Consider the following 17,711-nt stretch of genomic DNA (forward strand, 5'->3'; position numbering starts at 1 on the left):
TGAAGCCCGTCGCGCCGTTCATCGGAGAGTACCCATGCCCTCGTTCGACATCGTGTCCGAACTGGACAAGCACGAAGTCACCAACGCCGTCGACAACGCCATCAAGGAGCTGGACCGCCGCTACGACCTGCGCGGCAAGGGCAGTTTCGAATTCAAGGACAAGACGGTCACCCTGACCGCCGATGCCGACTTCATGCTCGAGCAGATGATCGAGATCCTCAAGCTGGCCCTGGTCAAGCGCAAGATCGACATCCAGTGCCTGGAGTACAAGGACCCCTATGCCTCCGGCAAGGTGGTCAAGCAGGACGTGGTGATGCGCGAGGGCATCGACAAGGAGCTGGCGAAGAAGATCGTCGCGCTGATCAAGGACGCCAAGCTCAAGGTCCAGGCCGCCATCCAGGGCGAGCAGGTGCGCGTCACCGGCAAGAAGCGCGACGACCTGCAGGAAGCCATCGCCCTGCTGCGTGGTCAGGAGCTGGGCATGCCGCTGCAGTTCAACAACTTCCGCGATTGAGCCGCGTTCGTCCGGGGCACATGCAGGGGCCAGCCTCGACGGCTGGCCCCTGGCGTTTCAGGCGGGGCAAACGTCTCAGGTGCCGGACGGCGGCTCGCTGGCGGCCGCGCCGTGGCTGCCGTTGGGCTGCTGGCGAGCGCGTCCCCACTGCAGGCCGATCAGCAGCAGGGTGGGCACGCCGATCAGCGCGGTGACCAGGAAGAAGTCGGCGTAGCCGAGCTTCTCCACCATCACCCCCGAGTAGCCGCCGATCAGGCGCGGCAGCAACAGCATGATCGAGCTGAGCAGCGCGTACTGGGTGGCGGAGAACTGCAGGTTGGTCAGGCTCGACAGGTAGGCGACGAAGGCGGCGGTGGCCAGCCCGCCGCTGAAGTTGTCCGCGGAGATGGTCAGCACCAGCATCTGCAGGTTGGGGCCCATGGCGGAGAGCATGGCGAACAGCAGGTTGGTGGCTGCCGAGGCGAGGCCGCCGAGGAACAGGATCGGCATGATGCCGAAGCGCACGATCAGCAGCCCGCCGACCCCGGCGCCGAACAGGGTCATCACCAGGCCGAACAGCTTGCTGACACTGGCGATCTGGTCCTTGCTGAAGCCCAGGTCGACATAGAACACGTTGGCCATCACTCCCATCACCGTGTCGGACATGCGGTAGGTGGCGATCAGGCCGAGCAGGATCAGCGCCTGCCAGCGGTAGCGGTGGATGAAGTCGCTGATCGGCGTCAAGACCGGGGCGAGGCCGCGGCGGCCGAGCGACGACAGGCACAGCAGGGTGAGCACGGTGTACAGGGTGGCGCGCAGGAAGGCGCGGTCCTCGCGGAAGAGGTCGAGCAGGGTCACCTTGTCGAGCAGCATGCTGTGCACGTCGCTGCGGTAGAACTGGGTGAACATCGCCGGCACCGAGATCAGCAGGACGATCAGCACCAGCACCGAGAGCAGCTGGTGGACCAGTCCGTAGCGGGCGGCCGCCAGCTGGGTCTGCTGCGGTACCGGCGGCTCCTTCATCCACAGGGTGGTGAGCAGGCCCGGCAGCATCAGCAGGGCGAACAGCAGGTAGGTCCCGGCCCAGGCCGGATACTGGTAGTTGCCGCTGACCGAGCCGAAGCCCTCGGCGACGAACAGTGCGCCGGCGGTGGCGAGCAGCATGGCCACCCGGTAGCCGGTGGTATAGCAGGCGGCCAGCGCGGCCTGCTGGGTATCCTCGGCGATTTCCAGGCGATAGGCGTCGAGGGCGATGTCCTGGGTGGCCGAAGCGAAGGCCACCAGCACGGCCACGGCGATCAGCCAGGCCAGGTGGGTCTGCGGATCGAACAGCGCCATGCCGGCCAGGCCGCCGGCGACCAGCAGCTGCGACAGGGCCAGCCAGGAGCGGCGGCGGCCCAGGCGGCCGAGCAGCGGCAGGCGCCACTGGTCGAGCAGCGGCGACCATACCCACTTGAAGGCATAGGCCAGGCCGATCAGGCTGGCGTAGCCGATGGTTTCCCGCGCCACCCCGGCCTCGCGCAGCCACACCGACAGGGTGGAGAACACCAGCACCATCGGCAGGCCGGCGGCGAAGCCGAGCAGGAGAAGGGCAAGGGCAGAGGGGCTGGCATAGGTGGCGAAGGCTTCGCGCCAGGTTCGACGGGGCATGGAGTGCTGCTGGATCCGCTGCGGGTGCAAAACGCGCACTCTAACCGCTCTGCCGTGCGGGATGCCAGCCGTACCGACGGATGTCCAGGCGGTTGGCCATGAGTACTACGCCCTCTGCCTGCAGGCGACGGCGCTGTTCGTCGCCGGCGGGCGTGCCGGACGGCAGGGACAGGCGGCCACCAGCGGCCACCACCCGGTGCCAGGGCAGGGTGGTGGCCGCCGGCAGCTGGCTGAGGCAGCGGCCCACCCAGCGTGCCGCACGGCCGAGTCCGGCCAGTTCGCCGAGCTGCCCGTAGCTGAGCACCTGCCCTGGCGGGATCTGGGCCAGGGTGGCGTAGAGGGCGCTGCGACGCGGATCGACAGGGGTGACGCTGGAGTCTGGGTGCATGCGCGATCTCCCGGGCGGCGGTTGATGTCCAGAGCATACCCCCTGCTGCGCCGCCGCGGGTTGTCCGCGCAGCGCGACTGCGGATAATGGCGCGCTTTCCGCCTGCCTGTACCTGCATGCCCATGCGTCCGCTCTCCCTGTTGCTGCTTGTCTGCCTGTCCCTGACCACCGTCCCGGCCCTGGCCGATACCGTCTGGCTTAACAATGGCGATCGCCTGACGGGACGTATCCAGCTGTTCGATGGCGACAGGCTGCTGTTCGAGACCGACTACGCCGGCAGCGTGAGCCTGGACTGGAAACAGGTGGCCAGCCTGGAGAGCGAGCAGGCGCTGCTGGTCAGGCTCGACGACGGTGCGGGCGAGCATGCCCGCGGGCTGCGGCGGGCTGCCGATGGTCGGGTCGAACTGGTCGACGGTGCGGCTCGCAACGTGGCGCTGGCGCGGATCAGGCAGATTCTGCCGCCGCGGTCCTTGGTCGAGGACTGGGTGTGGAGCGGTAGTGCCGACTTCGCCTTCGAATACGAGCAGGCCGACAAGGATGTCGAGGAGTTCGACGTCGACCTGCGCACCAAGGCCCGCCATGGCCAATGGCGGCACAACCTCAGCGCCAGCTACGACCGCGAATCCAAGGATGGGGCGGAAACCGAGGACAGCGCCGCTGCCGAGTATGCGCTCGATCGCTTCCTCGGCGAGCACTGGTTCTGGCAGGGCAAGTTCGAGTACGAGCGCGACCGCATCGGCGAGCTGCGGATCCAGCGCACCCTGGGTAGCGGCCCGGGATACCAGTTCTGGGACAACGAGCTGGGGGCGTTCTCGGTGGTGTCGCTGCTCAATCGCCACGACCTGGACTTTGCCACGGGGGGCGACGAGCGCCTGTACGCACTGGGCTTCAAGTGGGACTACAACCGCTTCCTGTTCGGCAAGCGCTTCGAGCTGTTCAGCCACGGCGAGCTGGGCGTGCCGTTCATCGATGCCATCGACTACAAGCTCGAGAGCGACCTGGGCCTGCGCTACAGGATCACCAGCTGGGCCTCGCTGCACCTCAAGGGCGAATGGGATCAGTTGCGTGGCGAGCAGGGGGCTATCGACGAGTCGACCTACAGCGTCGGCTTCGGCGTCGGCTGGTAGCGCGGGCGCCGGGGCGCCCGCGCTACGCTGGCCGGCCTTACAGGCGGATACCGCCGTCGAGGTCGAGCACCCGGCCGGTGAAGTAGTCGTTCTCGAAGATCCACGCCGCGGCATGGGCGATCTCTTCCGGCTGGCCCAGGCGCTTGAGCGGGATGGCCGAGGCCATCTTGTCCAGCGCCTCGGGCTTCATGCTGGCGACCATCTCGGTGGCGATGAAGCCGGGGGCGATGGCGCCGACGCGGATGCCGTAGCGCGCCAGCTCCTTGGCCCACACCACGGTCAGCGAGGCGACCCCGGCCTTGGCGGCGGAGTAGTTGCTCTGCCCCATGTTGCCGGCGCGCGAGACCGAGGAGATGTTGACGATGGCGCCCTCGCACTTCAGTTCGATCATCTTCGCCGCCACTTCGCGGGTGCACAGGAACACCCCGGTCAGGTTGACGTCGATCACCGCCTGCCACTGCGCCAGCGACAGCTTCTGGATCTCGCCATCCTTGACTTTGAGCAGCAGGCCATCGCGCAGGATGCCGGCGTTGTTGACCAGGCCGTGGATGGCGCCGAAGTCGCTGGCGACCTGCTGGACCATCTGCTCGACCTGCGCTTCGTCGGCGACGTTGCAGATGTAGGCGCGCGCCTCGACGCCCTTGGCCTGGCAGGCGCTCACCGCCTGGTCCAGCTTTTCCGGGTTGAGGTCTACGAGCGCCAGTTTTGCGCCGCGGCAGGCAAGGGCTTCGGCCATGGAGCGGCCGAGGCCCTGGCCGCCGCCGGTGACGATGATGACTTTTTCTTGTAGTTGCATGAGGAAACCCCGAATAGGTCTGTTTATAGCGCCTGGCTGGCCCTCGCTAGGGTGCCGTGAAGGCCGCTCCGCGACGGCGGAGACTGCCGAGGCGTTGCTTCTTGGTCGGCTTTTGCAGTGCAGCATAACGAGTGGGCGGCGTCAACAGGATGATGTCGCGGTGCAGGCACGCCCGTGGCGCAGGACGACGGGCGGCGGCGGTGTGGCTTGAATTCCCTAGGCAGCGGCGCCATCTACTGTCACAGTCGGGCGTTGTGCCCGTTCAGGAACCCCGAACCGATGCGCCCACTGCTGTTCGCTTTCATCCTCTTCCCGCTGCTCGAGCTCGCCGTGCTGATCAAGGTCGGCAGTAGCATCGGCGTCCTTGCCACCCTGCTGCTGATCGTCGCCAGCGCCCTGGCCGGCGGTTTCCTGCTGCGCATCGCCGGGCCGGCCACCGCCTGGCGGGCGCGTGCGCGCCTGCTCAGCGGCGAGGCGCCCGAGGAGGAAATGCTCGACGGCCTGCTGCTCGCGCTGGGCGGCTTCCTGCTGCTGCTGCCCGGCTTCATCAGCGATGTGCTCGGCCTGCTGTGCCTGCTGCCGTTCACCCGTCACGCATTGCGCGAGCGTCTGGTGCGCCGCGCCGGCCGGCGTAGTGCGCATCCCGGCCAGTCGCAATCGGAAGCGGGCCAGTCGCGGCCCCGGGTCATCGAGGGCGAGTGGCAGCGCCACGACGACTGAAAAAATTTTCGCGGCGGCCCTTGAAATGCCCTTGCCGGCCCTCATCTAGCCGTCAGCGCAGGATTGCTTGAGGCAATCGACGCCCAGACTTTCGCGCCGCGCCCCGCGCAGCGCTCCCGGCAACGCCGGAATCTACCAACCCGCCGGTGAAACTCGCCGGTAGCTGGAAACAACCTGTTAGGAGAGATCGACAATGAAGCTTCGTCCTCTGCATGACCGCGTCGTGATTCGTCGCAGCGAAGAAGAAACCAAGACCGCAGGTGGCATCGTCCTGCCGGGTTCCGCTGCCGAAAAGCCGAATCGCGGTGAAGTCGTCGCTGTCGGCGCCGGTCGTATTCTGGACAACGGCGAAGTGCGCCCGCTGGCCGTCAAGGTCGGTGACAAGGTGGTGTTCGGCCCGTACTCGGGCAGCAACACCATCAAGGTCGACGGCGAAGACCTGCTGGTGATGGGCGAGAGCGAAATCCTCGCCGTCCTGGAAGACTGATTTCCCGCCGCTTTTCGCGCATTTCCTGAATTCCAATCGAGGTTTAGAAGAACATGGCTGCTAAAGAAGTCAAATTCGGCGATTCCGCTCGCAAGAAGATGCTGGTCGGCGTGAACATCCTGGCTGACGCCGTCAAGGCCACCCTCGGCCCGAAGGGCCGCAACGTGGTGCTGGACAAGAGCTTCGGCGCGCCGCTGATCACCAAGGACGGCGTGTCCGTGGCCAAGGAAATCGAGCTGAAGGACAAGTTCGAGAACATGGGCGCCCAGCTGGTCAAGGACGTGGCCTCCAAGGCCAACGACCAGGCCGGTGACGGCACCACCACCGCCACCGTGCTGGCCCAGGCCATTGTCAACGAAGGCCTCAAGGCCGTCGCTGCCGGCATGAACCCGATGGACCTCAAGCGCGGCATCGACAAGGCGACCATCGCCATCGTCGCCCAGCTCAAGGAACTGGCCAAGCCGTGCGCCGACTCCAAGGCCATCGCCCAAGTCGGCACCATCTCCGCCAACTCCGACGAGTCCATCGGCAACATCATTGCCGAAGCCATGGACAAGGTCGGCAAGGAAGGCGTGATCACCGTCGAGGAAGGTTCGGGCCTGGAGAACGAGCTGTCGGTCGTCGAAGGCATGCAGTTCGACCGTGGCTACCTGTCGCCCTACTTCATCAACAAGCCGGACACCATGTCCGCCGAGCTGGAAAACCCGCTGCTGCTGCTGGTCGACAAGAAGATCTCCAACATCCGCGAAATGCTGCCGGTGCTGGAAGCCGTCGCCAAGGCCGGTCGCCCGCTGCTGATCGTCGCCGAGGACGTCGAGGGCGAGGCCCTGGCCACCCTGGTGGTCAACAACATGCGCGGCATCGTCAAGGTCGCCGCGGTCAAGGCGCCGGGCTTCGGCGATCGCCGCAAGGCCATGCTGCAGGACATCGCCATCCTCACCGGCGGTACCGTGATCTCCGAGGAAGTCGGCCTGTCGCTGGAAGGCGCCGGTCTGGAGCACCTGGGTAACGCCAAGCGCGTGGTCCTGAACAAGGAAAACACCACCATCATCGACGGTGCTGGCGCCCAGGCCGACATCGAAGCCCGTGTGGCGCAGATCCGCAAGCAGGTCGAGGAAACCTCCTCCGATTACGATCGCGAGAAGCTGCAAGAGCGTCTGGCCAAGCTGGCCGGCGGTGTTGCCGTGATCAAGGTCGGTGCGGCCACCGAAGTCGAGATGAAAGAGAAGAAGGCCCGCGTCGAAGACGCCCTGCACGCTACCCGCGCTGCCGTGGAAGAAGGCGTGGTGCCTGGCGGTGGTGTCGCCCTGGTGCGTTCCCTGCAGGCCATCGAAGGCCTGAAGGGCGACAACGAAGACCAGAACGTCGGTATCGCCCTGCTGCGCCGCGCCGTCGAAGCGCCGCTGCGCCAGATCGTCGCCAACGCCGGCGACGAGCCGAGCGTGGTGGTCGACAAGGTCAAGCAGGGTAGCGGCAACTTCGGCTACAACGCCGCCACCGGCGTGTACGGCGACATGATCGAGATGGGTATCCTCGACCCGGCCAAGGTGACCCGTACTGCCCTGCAGTCCGCCGCCTCCATCGCCGGCCTGATGGTCACCACCGAAGCCATGGTTGCCGACATTCCGGAAGACAAGGCCGCTCCGGCCATGCCGGACATGGGTGGCATGGGCGGCATGGGCGGCATGATGTAAGCCGACCGGCCTCTCCAGCCCCATAAAAAAACCCCGCGCCTGGCGCGGGGTTTTTTTATGCCCGGGTGGCTAACGGACGGGTTCGTGCTCGGCCACCAGGTCGCGCGCAATGCTCTGCGCTAGCGCTTGCTGCGGGCGATACAGCAGCAGGCGATAGCAGCCGAGGCAGATCAGCCAGTCGAACAGCGCGGTCCACAGGTTGTGCGAGAGGAAGTGCGCCCCCTGCATCACCCGGCCGATGGAGAACACGCTGCCCAGGCCGAGGGCGAACAGCAGGGCGGCGCGCGCCAGGCGCGGCCGCCGGTCGCGCAGGACGAAGTACAGGGCGAACAGGGTGAAGCCGCTGCTGGCATGGCCGCCCGGCCAGCAGCGCCCGGGATGCAGGGTGGGTGCCCGCTCGGCGAGCAGCGGCGTGAAGGTCTCCGCGCCGCCGTAGCGGCTGAGGTCCCATGGGCAGTGCACTCCGGTGAGGGTCTTGATCGGGTTGACGATCGCCGTGGACAGGCCCATGCCCAGCACCAGATAGCCGAAGGTGCGCCGCCAGGCCGCCCACGGGCGATGTAGCCAGCTGGCCAGCAGGCCGACGATGGCCACGACGCCGATGAGGATCACGCCCTGCTTGGCGCGATCGTGCAGGAAGTCCTCGAGGAAGGCGCTGTGTCGTCCGCTGAAACCGACGCCCGGCTGGTAGAACAGGTCCGACAGGGCGAAGTCGAGCCGGGTCGGCTCGACGATCAGCAGCAGAGCCATCAGGCCCAGCGGCAGGCCCAGCGCCAGCCAGGTGCGCAGCGGGCGCGAGTGGAGCAGGGGACGGCGCATCAGTTGTGCTCCTGCTGGCGGCGCTGGGCGCGCTCGGCCAGGCTCAGGCGCGGCCCGCCATGCCAGGCCAGCAGGCCGTGGCTGAAGTCGTAGCTGGCGGCCTGGTAGTAGGCGATGTCACGCGCGATCAGCGCATCGTCGCGCCGGGCGGCGTGCTCGCGGCTGGCGCCGAGGGCGTCGTCATGCCGGCGCATCAGGCGATTGGGACTGAGGATCGCCAGATCGTGGCCGTCGAACAGGCCCAGATGCTGGTAGTTGCCGATCAGCACCCGTGGCGGATTGCTGTGCGGCTGCAACAGGTCGCGACCGAAGAAGGTCGACTCGTAGTCTGCCCCGAGCAGGCCGAGCAGGGTCGGCGCCAGGTCGATCTGGCTGGCCAGCTGACCGTCCTCGCGAGCCGCGACCCATTTCGGCGCATGGATGAACAGCGGGATGTGGTAGTTGGCGACCGGCAGGTCCTCCATGCCCGCACTGCCCGCGCAGTGGTCGGCGACGAAGACGAACACGGTGTTGTCGAACCAGGGCTTCTGCCGCGCCTTGGCGAGGAAGTCGCCGATCGCCCAGTCGGTGTACTTCACCGCGCCTTCGCGACCGTCGCCGGAAGCGATGTCGATGCGCCCGTCCGGGTAGGTGTAGGGGCGGTGGTTGGAGGTGGTCATCAGTTGCAGCAGGAACGGCTTGCCGGCGGCATGATCGGCGTCGGCCACCTTCAGCGCCTGGGCATACAGATCCTCGTCGGCCATGCCCCAGGCATTGGCGAAGTGGATGTCCTGCTTCGGCACGCTGCTCTGGTCAACGATGCGGTAGCCGTTGCCGCCGAAGAAGGCGTTCATGTTGTCGAAGTAGCCGCGTCCGCCATAGACGAACACGCTGTCGTAGCCCTGGGCGGCGAACTGTTGGCCGAGGCTGGCGTAGCCGCTTTCGCGCCCGATGCGCTTGACGATGGAGCGCCCCGGCGTGGGCGGCACCGACAGGGTGATGGCCTCCAGGCCGCGGTCGGTACGGGTGCCGGTGGCGTAGAAGTTACTGAAGAACAGGCTTTGCTGGCGCAGGCGGTCCAGGTTGGGGGTCAGGCCGCGCGGGTCGCCGAAGCTGCCCAGATACTTGGCGGACAGGCTCTCGATGGTCACCAGCACGACGTTGAGCTTGCTGGGTGGGCCGGGGTTGTCGATCTGCCGGCGGATATCCAGCGGCGCGCGCTCGTCGAAGCGCGCATTCGGCTCCTGCAGCTCGTCACGGAGGATCTTGGCCGCCTGCTCGTCCGCAAGGGTGGGGTAGAACTGCGGGTAATCCAGTTCGTTGTTGCGGAAGGCGGCGAAGAACTGGTACGGGCCGTTGTTGGCCAGCTCGTGCTGGTAGGCGTTGCCGCCCAGCCCGCGTGGATGCTGCTGGTCGAGCAGCCCCAGAGCCAGGCCGGCACCGGCAGCCAGCACGGCGACAGCCGCCAGGCGTTGGCGCGGCGTCGGCATCGCGCTGGCCAGGGCGCGACCGCTCAGGGGGCGCAGGAGCAGGGCGAGTGCTACGGCCAGGGCTGCGATGGCGCCGAGCAGGCGAAATACCGGATAGGACTCGAGGATGTTGTGCAGCACTTCGTCGGAGTAGACCAGGTAGTCGACGGCGATGAAGTTGAAGCGCACGCCGAACTCGTCCCAGAACAGCCACTCGGCCAGCGCGGTGAACAGCATGGCGAACAGGCTGGCGGCCAGCAGCGCGTGCAGCCACAGGCGGTGGCCCGGGCGTTGCCACAGGCCGGCCGGGCAGAGCAGCAGGTACAACCCCAGCGGCAGGCTGGCATAGGCGAGGAAGCCGAGGTCGTAGGCCAGGCCGGTCAGATATAGCCGCGCTAGGCCGGCGGCGGAGGTGGCGGCTTCCGACCAGTGCGTGATCAGCAGGGCGCTGCGGGTCAGGACGAAGACTCCCAGCCAGCAGGCGAGGAGCAGCGATAGATAGCGAAGCGGGGCGGAGCGCGGCAATGGCATGGGACGGTTCCGGAAAGTTTGAGCGCGCGCAGCCTGCTCCCGTAGCCGTTGGCGGGGCGTGAGCGAGGGGTGAAAAAACTGTAAAACCCGGCCCTCGTTGGTTAACGTGGCAGCCCTGAGCAATCCCAACCCTGCCGCGCCAGGCGGCGGCAAGAGGCAAGCACATGCGTATCCTGCTGGTCGAAGACAACCGCGACATCCTGGCCAACCTGGCCGACTACCTGACCCTCAAGGGCTACAGCGTCGACTGCGCCCAGGACGGGCTATCCGGCCTGCATCTGGCGGTCAGCAACCACTACGACCTGCTGGTGCTCGACGTCATGCTGCCGGGCCTCGACGGCTACAGCCTGTGCCGCCGGTTGCGCGAGGAGGCGCGCAGCGGCGTGCCGGTGATCATGCTGACCGCCCGCGACCAGCTCGACGACCGCCTGCAGGGCTTCCAGTCCGGCGCCGACGACTACCTGATCAAGCCGTTCGCCCTGTCCGAACTGGCCGCGCGCATCGAGGCGGTGCTGCGCCGCAGTCATGGCGGCGCGCGGCGCGAGCTGCAGGTCGCCGACCTGCACTACGATCTCGACACGCTGGAAGTGACCCGCGCCGGCCGGCGTCTCAAGCTCAACCCGCTGGGCCTCAAGCTGCTCGCCCTGCTGATGCAGAAGAGCCCGCACGTGCTGCGCCGCGAGTCGCTGGAGGAATCGCTGTGGGGCGACGACTGCCCGGACAGCGACAGCCTGCGCAGCCACATCCACCAGCTGCGCCAGGTGATCGACAAGCCGTTCCCGCGCCCGCTGCTGCACACCGTGCACGGCGTCGGCTATCGCCTGGCCGAGAGTTCCGATGAAGTTTAAGCCCAGCCTCGCCCAGCGCATCGTCATCGGCTTCGTGCTGGTCACCCTGCTGGTGGCCGGCACCTTCGCCGTCGGTACCGTGGTCACCGTGCACCTGGTCGAGGAGCGCCTGCTCTCGGCGCAGCTGGGGCGCGATCTCGACCGCCTGCTGAAGATGGAGACCATGGACGAGTGGCGTGCCCAGCCGCGTCCCGACCAGCTGTTCCACTTCACCGACGGTCTCGAGGAATTCGCCATGCCGGCCGATCTCGAGGGGCTGGGCGAAGGCTTCCACGAGGTGTTCCGCAGTGACAGCTCCTGGCACGCTATGGTCCGCATCGTCGATGGTCGCCGCTACGTGCTGTTGCAGGATCAGAGCGACTTCGAGCGGCGCGAGCTGCTGATGTACGTGGTGGTGGTGGTCGGCTTCCTGGTCAGCCTGCTGCTCGCCGCGCTGCTCGGCTGGTTGCTGGCGCGTCGGGTGATGTCGCCGGTGATCCGTCTGGCGCGCCAGGTGCGGCACCGCGACCAGTTGCTGGCGCTGGCCCCGCCGCTGGCGCCGGACTACGTGCCCGACGAGGTCGGCCAGCTGGCCGCGGCCTTCGACGCCACCCTCAGCCAGCTGCGCCAGGCGCTCAACCGCGAGCAGCTGTTCACCAGCGACGTCAGCCACGAACTGCGCACGCCGCTGATGGTGCTGGCCAGCTCCTGCGAGCTGCTGCTCGAGTACCCGGGGCTCAACGAGCCGGCCAGGCGCCAGGTGCAGCGCATGGCCCGCGCCACCGGCGAGATGCGCGAACTGGTGCAGACCTTCCTGCAGCTGGCGCGCGCCCAGTCCGGCCAGGACAGCGGCACGCCGCAGGCGACCCTGCGCCAGATCGCCGACGAGCTGGTGGCGCAGTGGCGCGAGCCGATCGAGGCCAAGGGCCTGCGCCTGGACTATGTCGCCGCCGACGACGCCCCCACGCTGTACAACGCGCCGCTGCTGCGCGCGGTGCTCGGCAACCTGCTGCGCAACGCCTGGCACTACACCGAGAGCGGCTACATCCGCCTGAGTCTGCGCACCGATGGCGCCAGCGTCGAGGACAGCGGTGCAGGGATTCCCGAAGCGCTGCGCGAGTCGGTGTTCGAGCCCTTCGTGCGTGGCGAGCGCGAGCGCGGCGACGGCCTGGGGCTGGGTCTGTCGCTGGTGCAGCGGATCTGCGCCCAGGAGGGCTGGCGGATTCGCCTGCTGCCGGTCGAGCCGCACGGCTGCCGGTTCGAGGTGGCCCTGTAACGGCGTTTGACGGTTTTTTCACAAGGGCATGACGGGCGGATGACGGTGCCGGACCTAGGCTGCACGGGTCTCTTCAAGCCGGAAGCCGTCCCATGTCCGACCCCGTCGATCTCGCCTTTTCGCGCAAATACGACGCCGAACACGCCCAGCAGTACTTCGAGAAGCACCAGGACGGCCTGGCCCGCCGGCTGTCGCACTGGCGCGACGTGCAGCTGGCGCGGCGCGCCCTCAAGCGCGCCGGCGATCCCGGCCTGGTCCTCGACCTGCCGTGCGGGGCCGGGCGGTTCTGGCCGCTGCTGGCGGAGAAGGCCAACCGGGTGATCATCGGCGCCGACAACTCGGCGCAGATGCTGGAGGTGGCCTGCGCCTCCCTGCCGGCGGAGGTGGTGCGCCGGGTCAAGCCGCTGCAGACCTCGGCCTTCGCCATCGATTTGCCGGACAACGCCGTGGACAGCATCTTCTGCATGCGCCTGCTGCACCACATCGGCGAGGCCGCCGACCGCGCGCTCATGCTCCGCGAGTTCCACCGGGTGAGCCGCGACAGCGTGATCCTCTCGCTGTGGGTGGACGGCAACTACAAGGCCTGGAAGCGGCGCCGCCTCGAGCGTCGGCGCCGCGCCGCGGGCAAGGTCGGCGACTACCAGAACCGCTTCGTGATCGCCCGCCAGCAGATCGAGCAGGAGTTCCACGCCGCGGGCTTCCGCATCGACGGTCACTCCGATTTCCTGCCCGGCTACGCCATGTGGCGGGTCTACGTGCTGCGCAAGGTGTGAAGCATGAGCAGCGTACTGGCCAGGCTGCCGGGACTGCCGCAGCCGGATGAATTCGAACGCTGGCTGGACTTGCCCGGCGAATGGGTCGAGGCGCCCAACCAGCGCCGTGGCGGACAGAGCGGCGTGCAGCGCCTGCGCACGCTCGATGGCCGCCTGCTGTACCGCAAGCAGCAGGTCGATCACTGCTACCGCGACTGGCGGCATCCCTTCGGCGAGCCGACCGTGCTGCGCGAGCAGCGCGCTCTGCAGGCGTTCGCCGCACTCGGCGTGCGGGTGCCGCAGCTGGTCTACTGCGCTACCCGCCGGCAGGCTGGCCGCCAGCAGGCGTTGCTGGTCACCGCCGCGCTGGACGGCTTCGACAGCCTGGAGGCGATCTATGCCCGTGGCGAGGCGCAGCACTGGGACGACGCCTTGCGCGCGCGCATCTTCCGCCAACTGGGCGGCTTGCTGGCGCGTCTGCACCGGGCGCGCTGGCAGCACGGCTGCCTGTACGCCAAGCACATCTTCCTGCGCATCGACGCCCACGGGTGGGTCGAGCTGGCGCTGCTCGACCTGGAAAAGAGCCGGCGCCGGCTGACCCGCCGCCTGGCGGCGCGCCACGACCTGCGCCAGCTGCGCCGTCATTCGTCGTGGGGCGCGGCGGAATGGGAAAGTCTGGAGCACGGTTACCTTCAGGCCGGTGGCCAGCACCTCGAGGGGTAACGCATGAGCACATCCATCGCCCGTAGCCTGTTTCTCGCCGCCGCCTGCAGCGTGCTGGGGCTGGCGGCCAGCAACTGGTGGGAACCCGGCCTGACCGTGGTCCACAGCCGCGCCGCCGACTACCAGCCGCTGGAACGGATCGCCGCACATGGACTGCAGGCGCGCCAGGCGGGCGATCCGCAGGGGTTGCTGATGCTGTTCGGCCTGGTGCAGGGCATGCGCAGCTGAGGACGGGCGCCGGCTCGCCGCATTGCCCAAAGGCCGTCCGCGGCATGCCGGACGGCCGTGCCGCTGGCGAACTCAGGCCAGGCGCAGGTGGTTGTCCCACAGCGCCGCCGGCAGCTCCAGCGCCTGCATGCGGATCTCCGTCTGGCGGCAGTCGTACAGACGGCAGCGGCTCTGCCCGGAGCTGACCACGAAGCCCTCGGCGCAGGCAGCCACCCCGGCGCAATCGGCCAGCGGCGCATCCAGGCGTACCGCCGCGCTGTCCAGATCCCAGATGAACAGCCGGTTGCCGCGCGGCGCGGTGATCGCCAGCAGGCGCAGCGCGCTGTTGATCGCCACGCTGGCGGTGTACTGGTGCATCGCCAGGCGCTGCGCCTCGCCGAGCGGGAAGGGCTGGAACGGCTGGCCGGGGCGCTTGATCGCCACCAGCGGCGCGGCGCCCCGCGGATCGCCCTCGTACTGCTGGCCGCTGACCACGGTGCCGTCGCTGGCCACCGCCAGGTGGCGCACGCTGTTCATCCGATCGGGCAGCTGCTCCTTGCTCAGCAGCGTGCCGTCGCGGCGCAGCAGCACCAGGCTCGGCTCCATGGCGTCGAGATTCATCTTCTCGCGGCTGTCGGCCTCGGTGCGGATGCCGCCGTTGGCCACCACCAGGGTCTCGCCGTCGGGCAGCCACAGCAGCTGGTGCGGGCCGATGCCGTGGGTCGACAGCTCGCCCTCGCGGACCAGGCGCGCGCCGTTGTTCAGGCGCCAGACGCCGATCACCCCGCGACCGGGCTCGCGGGTGTCGTTCTCGGTGCTGTAGAGCAGCTCGCCGCCGCGGTGGAACACCGCGTGGCCGTAGAAGTGGCGATCGGCCGGACTGGCGACGGTCTGCAGCAGACGGCCGTCGCGGGTGTCGATCAGGTAGCTCTCGCGGCTCGGCCGGCGGCCGACGAACAGCGCCAGCGGCAGGGACGGATGCGGCACCACGTCGTGGCAGCGCTCCGCGACCGCGGTGGCGAACTGCTGGTGGCCGTCGAGGCGGTAACCGACCGCGTAGTGGCGGCCGTCGGCGTCGTTGCGTGCCGACAGCAGCAGCGGCGTCTGGTCGGCGCTGCGGCCGAGGGTCCAGCCGCCGAGGGCGGAAGCGGCGAGCAGCGCGCCGCCGAGGCCGAGGAAGGTGCGTCGTTGCATGATCAGTCGCCGTCGTGCGCGTTGAAGCCCAGCTGGATGCCGAGGGCCTTGGCCAGTTCCGCCTCGTGCAGGCGGTGCAGGGTATCGAGGCTGTCGTAGAGCTGGTCGAGGCTGGCGCGCCCGGCCTCGTCGGCGAGCAGGACGGTGAGCGGCTGGCCGAGGGCGGCGATGCGCTGGCGGGTCTCGTGGAACGCGGCGTCGATGCGCGTGGCCAGGTCGGCCTGCTCCTTGCCCAGCAGGGCGCGCACGCCATCGCGCCACAGCGCTTCGGCGCTGGCCAGGCTGGCGTCGATCAGCGCCAGCGAGGCGCCGCTGCGCCAGGCCTCGGCCTGGTACGGCTGCGGCTGGGCCTTGCTGCCGCGCGACAGCGGGGTGCCGAGCTTCTTCTTCAGGCCGTCGAGGGCGCTGACCTGGACGCGCAGCACCTCGGCCACCGCCTCGCGGCCCTCGGTGTAGCGGCTGTTGGGGAAGCTCTTCAGCTGGGCGGCCAGGCCCTGCTCGCCGAGCCAGGCGGCCAGCACCTTGGCCGCCAGGGCCTGCTGATGGCTGCCGATGGCCAACAGCAGCGGGCAGTAGCGGCGCTTCTGCTCGAGGTCGGCGAGATCGATGCCCTGATCGAACAGCAGGTATTCGTAGGCGGTGAGGCCCTGCACCACCACGCTGGCCTGTTCCAGGTCGGCCTGCTTGAGCTGCGGCTTGCTGGTCAGCAGGGTGTTGACCTGGCGGGCCACCAGATTCTTCTTGTCCGGCCAGAACTGTACCTGCCAGGCCAGGTTGCCTTCGCTGAGCGGGCCGACCGCCAGCGGCTGCACGGCTGCCCAGGCCGTATGGGCGGCGAGGTAGGCCTGGCGCGCGGCGGCCAGGTCCTGCTCGCCGGCACAGAAGGCGCGGGCGCTGTCGGCCAGCTGGCGGTCGCTGTCGGTCCAGCGGGTATAGGCCGGCAGCAGCACGGTGTCGGTCATGGCGGCGCTGGCGGCGGCGAAGGGCTCGACCTTCGGCTGCGGCGGCTCGCTCTTCGAGCAGCCGGCGAGGGTGGCCAGCACGGTCAGGGACAGCAGGGCGGGGCGCAGCATGAACAGCTCCTTAGAGGGATTCGAGGAAGGCCAGCAGGGCGGCGCGTTCGCCGGCGTCGAAGGCCATCACCTTCTGCCGGGCGGCTTCGGCCTCGCCGCCGTGCCAGAGGATGGCCTCCAGCAGGTTGCGGGCGCGGCCGTCGTGGAGGAAGCGGGTGTGGCCGTTGACCGTCTCGGTCAGGCCGATCCCCCACAGCGGCGGGGTGCGCCATTCGCGGCCGCTGGCCTGGAATTCGGGGCGATTGTCCGCCAGTCCGGCGCCCATGTCATGCAGCAGCAGGTCGCTGTAGGGGCGGATCACCTGGCCGGCCAGCTCCGGTTCGGCGGCATCGGCGGCGGTGGTGAACTTCGGCGTATGGCAAGACTGGCAGCCGGCCTGGTGGAACAGACCCTTGCCGGCGAGTACCTGCGGGTCGTCGACCTTGCGACGTGCCGGCACGCCGAGGTTGCGGGTGTAGAACAGCACCTGGGCGAGGATGTTGTCGCTGACCTCCGGTTCGCCGCCGTGCGGCTGGGCCAGGCAGTCGGCCTGGCTGGCGGTGCAGCTGCTGCCGGCGAGCAGCGCGGTGCTCAGCCCCATGTCGTTGAAGAAGGCGTCGGCGTTCTGCTGGTCGAGCGACGGCTGGCCGGCCTTCCAGCCGAAGCGGCCGAGGCGCGTACTCTGGCTGGCGTGCTCCCAGACTCGGTTGGCGCGCCCGGAGATGCCGTCGCCGTCACGGTCGTCCGGGTCGGCGTTGGCGAGGATCGCCGCCTCGGGAATCGCCTCGAGCAGGCCCAGGCCGATCATCGGCGGCGCCACGCGCAGGGAGAACAGGGTGTGCGGGTGCAGTTCGCCGTAGGCCAGCTGATCGAGTTCCAGCGTCGGCTGCTGCAGCTCGACGCGCGTGCCGTCGGCCAGGGTGACCACCTCGCTGCGGTAGCCGACGCGCAACCTGCCCTCCGGGGCCAAGCCGGGCACGGCCATGTCCTGCAGCTGGCCGCCGTAGCGCGGTTCGGGGATCAGTCCCTGGCGCTCGAGCAGCGCCTCCTGGCCGGGCTGGGCGGGAATCGACAGGCGCAGCAGGCTGGACACCGCATTGTCGGTGACGCTGCCGGGGGGATGGCCGCGCCCGTCCTTGACGTGGCAGTTCTGGCAGGCGTTGGTATTGAACAGCGGGCCGAGGCCGTCGCGGGCGATGGTGGTCGACGGCGCGATCACCCAGGGATTGCGGAAGAAGCTGTTGCCGACACTGAAGTCCACCCGGCGCAGGGGCGAGAGGTTGGCCGAGGGCTGGGAGAAGGCATCGCGGTCGCTGCGGTTGACGGTGGCGACGCCGCCGGAGAGCTGTTCGCCGGGTTCGGCGGCGGTGAAGCGCGGTCCCTGATCGCAGGCGCTCAGCACCAGGCCCAGGGTGAGCGGGGCGAGCAGGCGCAGGGCGGGCTGTACGGGCATGCGGGAATCTCAGGATGAACGGGGCGAGTGTAACAGCATGTTACCTGGCGAATAAGAGGGATTTGCATTTGTCG

18 protein-coding genes are annotated in these 17,711 nt (G+C 68.6%); 10 read left to right on the forward strand and 8 right to left on the reverse strand.

What is annotated here, in order from left to right:
- Window positions 1-34: 34 nt before the first annotated feature.
- Window positions 35-514, forward strand: a complete 480-nt coding sequence (locus tag BLT78_RS00830) for a YajQ family cyclic di-GMP-binding protein (RefSeq protein ID WP_090347167.1) — start codon at window positions 35-37, stop codon at window positions 512-514.
- A 75-nt stretch (window positions 515-589) separates the two neighbouring features.
- Here BLT78_RS00830 and BLT78_RS00835 read toward each other — a convergent pair whose 3' ends face one another.
- Entirely contained in the window at window positions 590-2,143 is a 1,554-nt protein-coding gene (locus BLT78_RS00835; RefSeq protein WP_090347168.1) for an AmpG family muropeptide MFS transporter, read from the reverse strand.
- A 40-nt stretch (window positions 2,144-2,183) separates the two neighbouring features.
- Window positions 2,184-2,531, reverse strand: a complete 348-nt coding sequence (locus BLT78_RS00840; protein ID WP_090347169.1) for an MGMT family protein — start codon at window positions 2,529-2,531, stop codon at window positions 2,184-2,186.
- Between the two features lie 122 nt (window positions 2,532-2,653).
- Between BLT78_RS00840 and BLT78_RS00845 the strand changes: the two genes are divergently transcribed.
- Window positions 2,654-3,658, forward strand: coding sequence for a DUF481 domain-containing protein (locus BLT78_RS00845; RefSeq protein WP_090352065.1), 1,005 nt, complete (start codon window positions 2,654-2,656; stop codon window positions 3,656-3,658).
- A 37-nt stretch (window positions 3,659-3,695) separates the two neighbouring features.
- On the opposite strand, the gene BLT78_RS00850 is transcribed toward BLT78_RS00845, so the two are convergent.
- Complete coding sequence (locus tag BLT78_RS00850; RefSeq protein WP_090347170.1) at window positions 3,696-4,454, reverse strand: SDR family oxidoreductase; 759 nt, start codon at window positions 4,452-4,454, stop codon at window positions 3,696-3,698.
- Window positions 4,455-4,733: 279 nt separating this feature from the next.
- Between BLT78_RS00850 and BLT78_RS00855 the strand changes: the two genes are divergently transcribed.
- The 3 genes from BLT78_RS00855 (at window position 4,734) to groL (ending at window position 7,355) form a co-directional block, all read left to right on the forward strand.
- Window positions 4,734-5,174, forward strand: a complete 441-nt coding sequence (locus BLT78_RS00855) for an FxsA family protein (RefSeq protein ID WP_090347171.1) — start codon at window positions 4,734-4,736, stop codon at window positions 5,172-5,174.
- 193 nt (window positions 5,175-5,367) lie between these two features.
- A complete protein-coding gene (locus tag BLT78_RS00860) occupies window positions 5,368-5,661 on the forward strand; it encodes a co-chaperone GroES (RefSeq protein WP_090347172.1) in 294 nt (97 codons plus the stop codon).
- Window positions 5,662-5,714: 53 nt separating this feature from the next.
- Complete coding sequence (gene groL / locus BLT78_RS00865; protein ID WP_090347173.1) at window positions 5,715-7,355, forward strand: chaperonin GroEL; 1,641 nt, start codon at window positions 5,715-5,717, stop codon at window positions 7,353-7,355.
- A 69-nt stretch (window positions 7,356-7,424) separates the two neighbouring features.
- Here the strand turns inward: groL and BLT78_RS00870 are convergent, their stop codons facing one another.
- Both BLT78_RS00870 and BLT78_RS00875 read right to left on the reverse strand, forming a co-directional pair.
- Window positions 7,425-8,174: a phosphatase PAP2 family protein gene (locus BLT78_RS00870; RefSeq protein ID WP_231975664.1), complete on the reverse strand. Its 750-nt coding sequence runs from the start codon at window positions 8,172-8,174 to the stop codon at window positions 7,425-7,427.
- Entirely contained in the window at window positions 8,174-10,153 is a 1,980-nt protein-coding gene (locus tag BLT78_RS00875) for an LTA synthase family protein (RefSeq protein ID WP_090347174.1), read from the reverse strand. Before BLT78_RS00875 ends, BLT78_RS00870 begins: the two co-directional genes overlap by 1 nt.
- Before the next feature lie 164 nt (window positions 10,154-10,317).
- Between BLT78_RS00875 and BLT78_RS00880 the strand changes: the two genes are divergently transcribed.
- The 5 genes from BLT78_RS00880 to BLT78_RS00900 all read left to right on the forward strand — a co-directional run bounded on the left by BLT78_RS00880 (window position 10,318) and on the right by BLT78_RS00900 (window position 13,959).
- A complete protein-coding gene (locus BLT78_RS00880; protein WP_090347175.1) occupies window positions 10,318-11,001 on the forward strand; it encodes a response regulator transcription factor in 684 nt (227 codons plus the stop codon).
- Window positions 10,991-12,256, forward strand: coding sequence for a sensor histidine kinase (locus BLT78_RS00885; protein ID WP_090347176.1), 1,266 nt, complete (start codon window positions 10,991-10,993; stop codon window positions 12,254-12,256). Before BLT78_RS00880 ends, BLT78_RS00885 begins: the two co-directional genes overlap by 11 nt.
- A gap of 92 nt (window positions 12,257-12,348) precedes the next feature.
- The gene (locus BLT78_RS00890) at window positions 12,349-13,029 is read left to right on the forward strand and encodes a class I SAM-dependent methyltransferase (protein ID WP_090347177.1); all 681 of its coding nucleotides are present in this window, start codon (window positions 12,349-12,351) and stop codon (window positions 13,027-13,029) included.
- Window positions 13,030-13,032: 3 nt separating this feature from the next.
- Complete coding sequence (locus BLT78_RS00895) at window positions 13,033-13,731, forward strand: lipopolysaccharide kinase InaA family protein (RefSeq protein WP_090347178.1); 699 nt, start codon at window positions 13,033-13,035, stop codon at window positions 13,729-13,731.
- A 3-nt stretch (window positions 13,732-13,734) separates the two neighbouring features.
- Entirely contained in the window at window positions 13,735-13,959 is a 225-nt protein-coding gene (locus BLT78_RS00900; protein ID WP_090347179.1) for a hypothetical protein, read from the forward strand.
- Between the two features lie 72 nt (window positions 13,960-14,031).
- On the opposite strand, the gene BLT78_RS00905 is transcribed toward BLT78_RS00900, so the two are convergent.
- The 3 genes from BLT78_RS00905 to BLT78_RS00915 are packed head-to-tail and all read right to left on the reverse strand — an operon-like array spanning window position 14,032 to window position 17,637.
- Window positions 14,032-15,132, reverse strand: coding sequence for a DUF1513 domain-containing protein (locus BLT78_RS00905; RefSeq protein WP_090347180.1), 1,101 nt, complete (start codon window positions 15,130-15,132; stop codon window positions 14,032-14,034).
- A 2-nt stretch (window positions 15,133-15,134) separates the two neighbouring features.
- A complete protein-coding gene (locus BLT78_RS00910; RefSeq protein ID WP_090347181.1) occupies window positions 15,135-16,205 on the reverse strand; it encodes an imelysin family protein in 1,071 nt (356 codons plus the stop codon).
- A gap of 10 nt (window positions 16,206-16,215) precedes the next feature.
- Window positions 16,216-17,637: a di-heme oxidoreductase family protein gene (locus BLT78_RS00915; RefSeq protein ID WP_090347182.1), complete on the reverse strand. Its 1,422-nt coding sequence runs from the start codon at window positions 17,635-17,637 to the stop codon at window positions 16,216-16,218.
- Window positions 17,638-17,711 lie beyond the last annotated feature (74 nt).

The organism is Pseudomonas oryzae, assembly GCF_900104805.1.
GTDB classification, from domain to species: domain Bacteria; phylum Pseudomonadota; class Gammaproteobacteria; order Pseudomonadales; family Pseudomonadaceae; genus Geopseudomonas; species Geopseudomonas oryzae.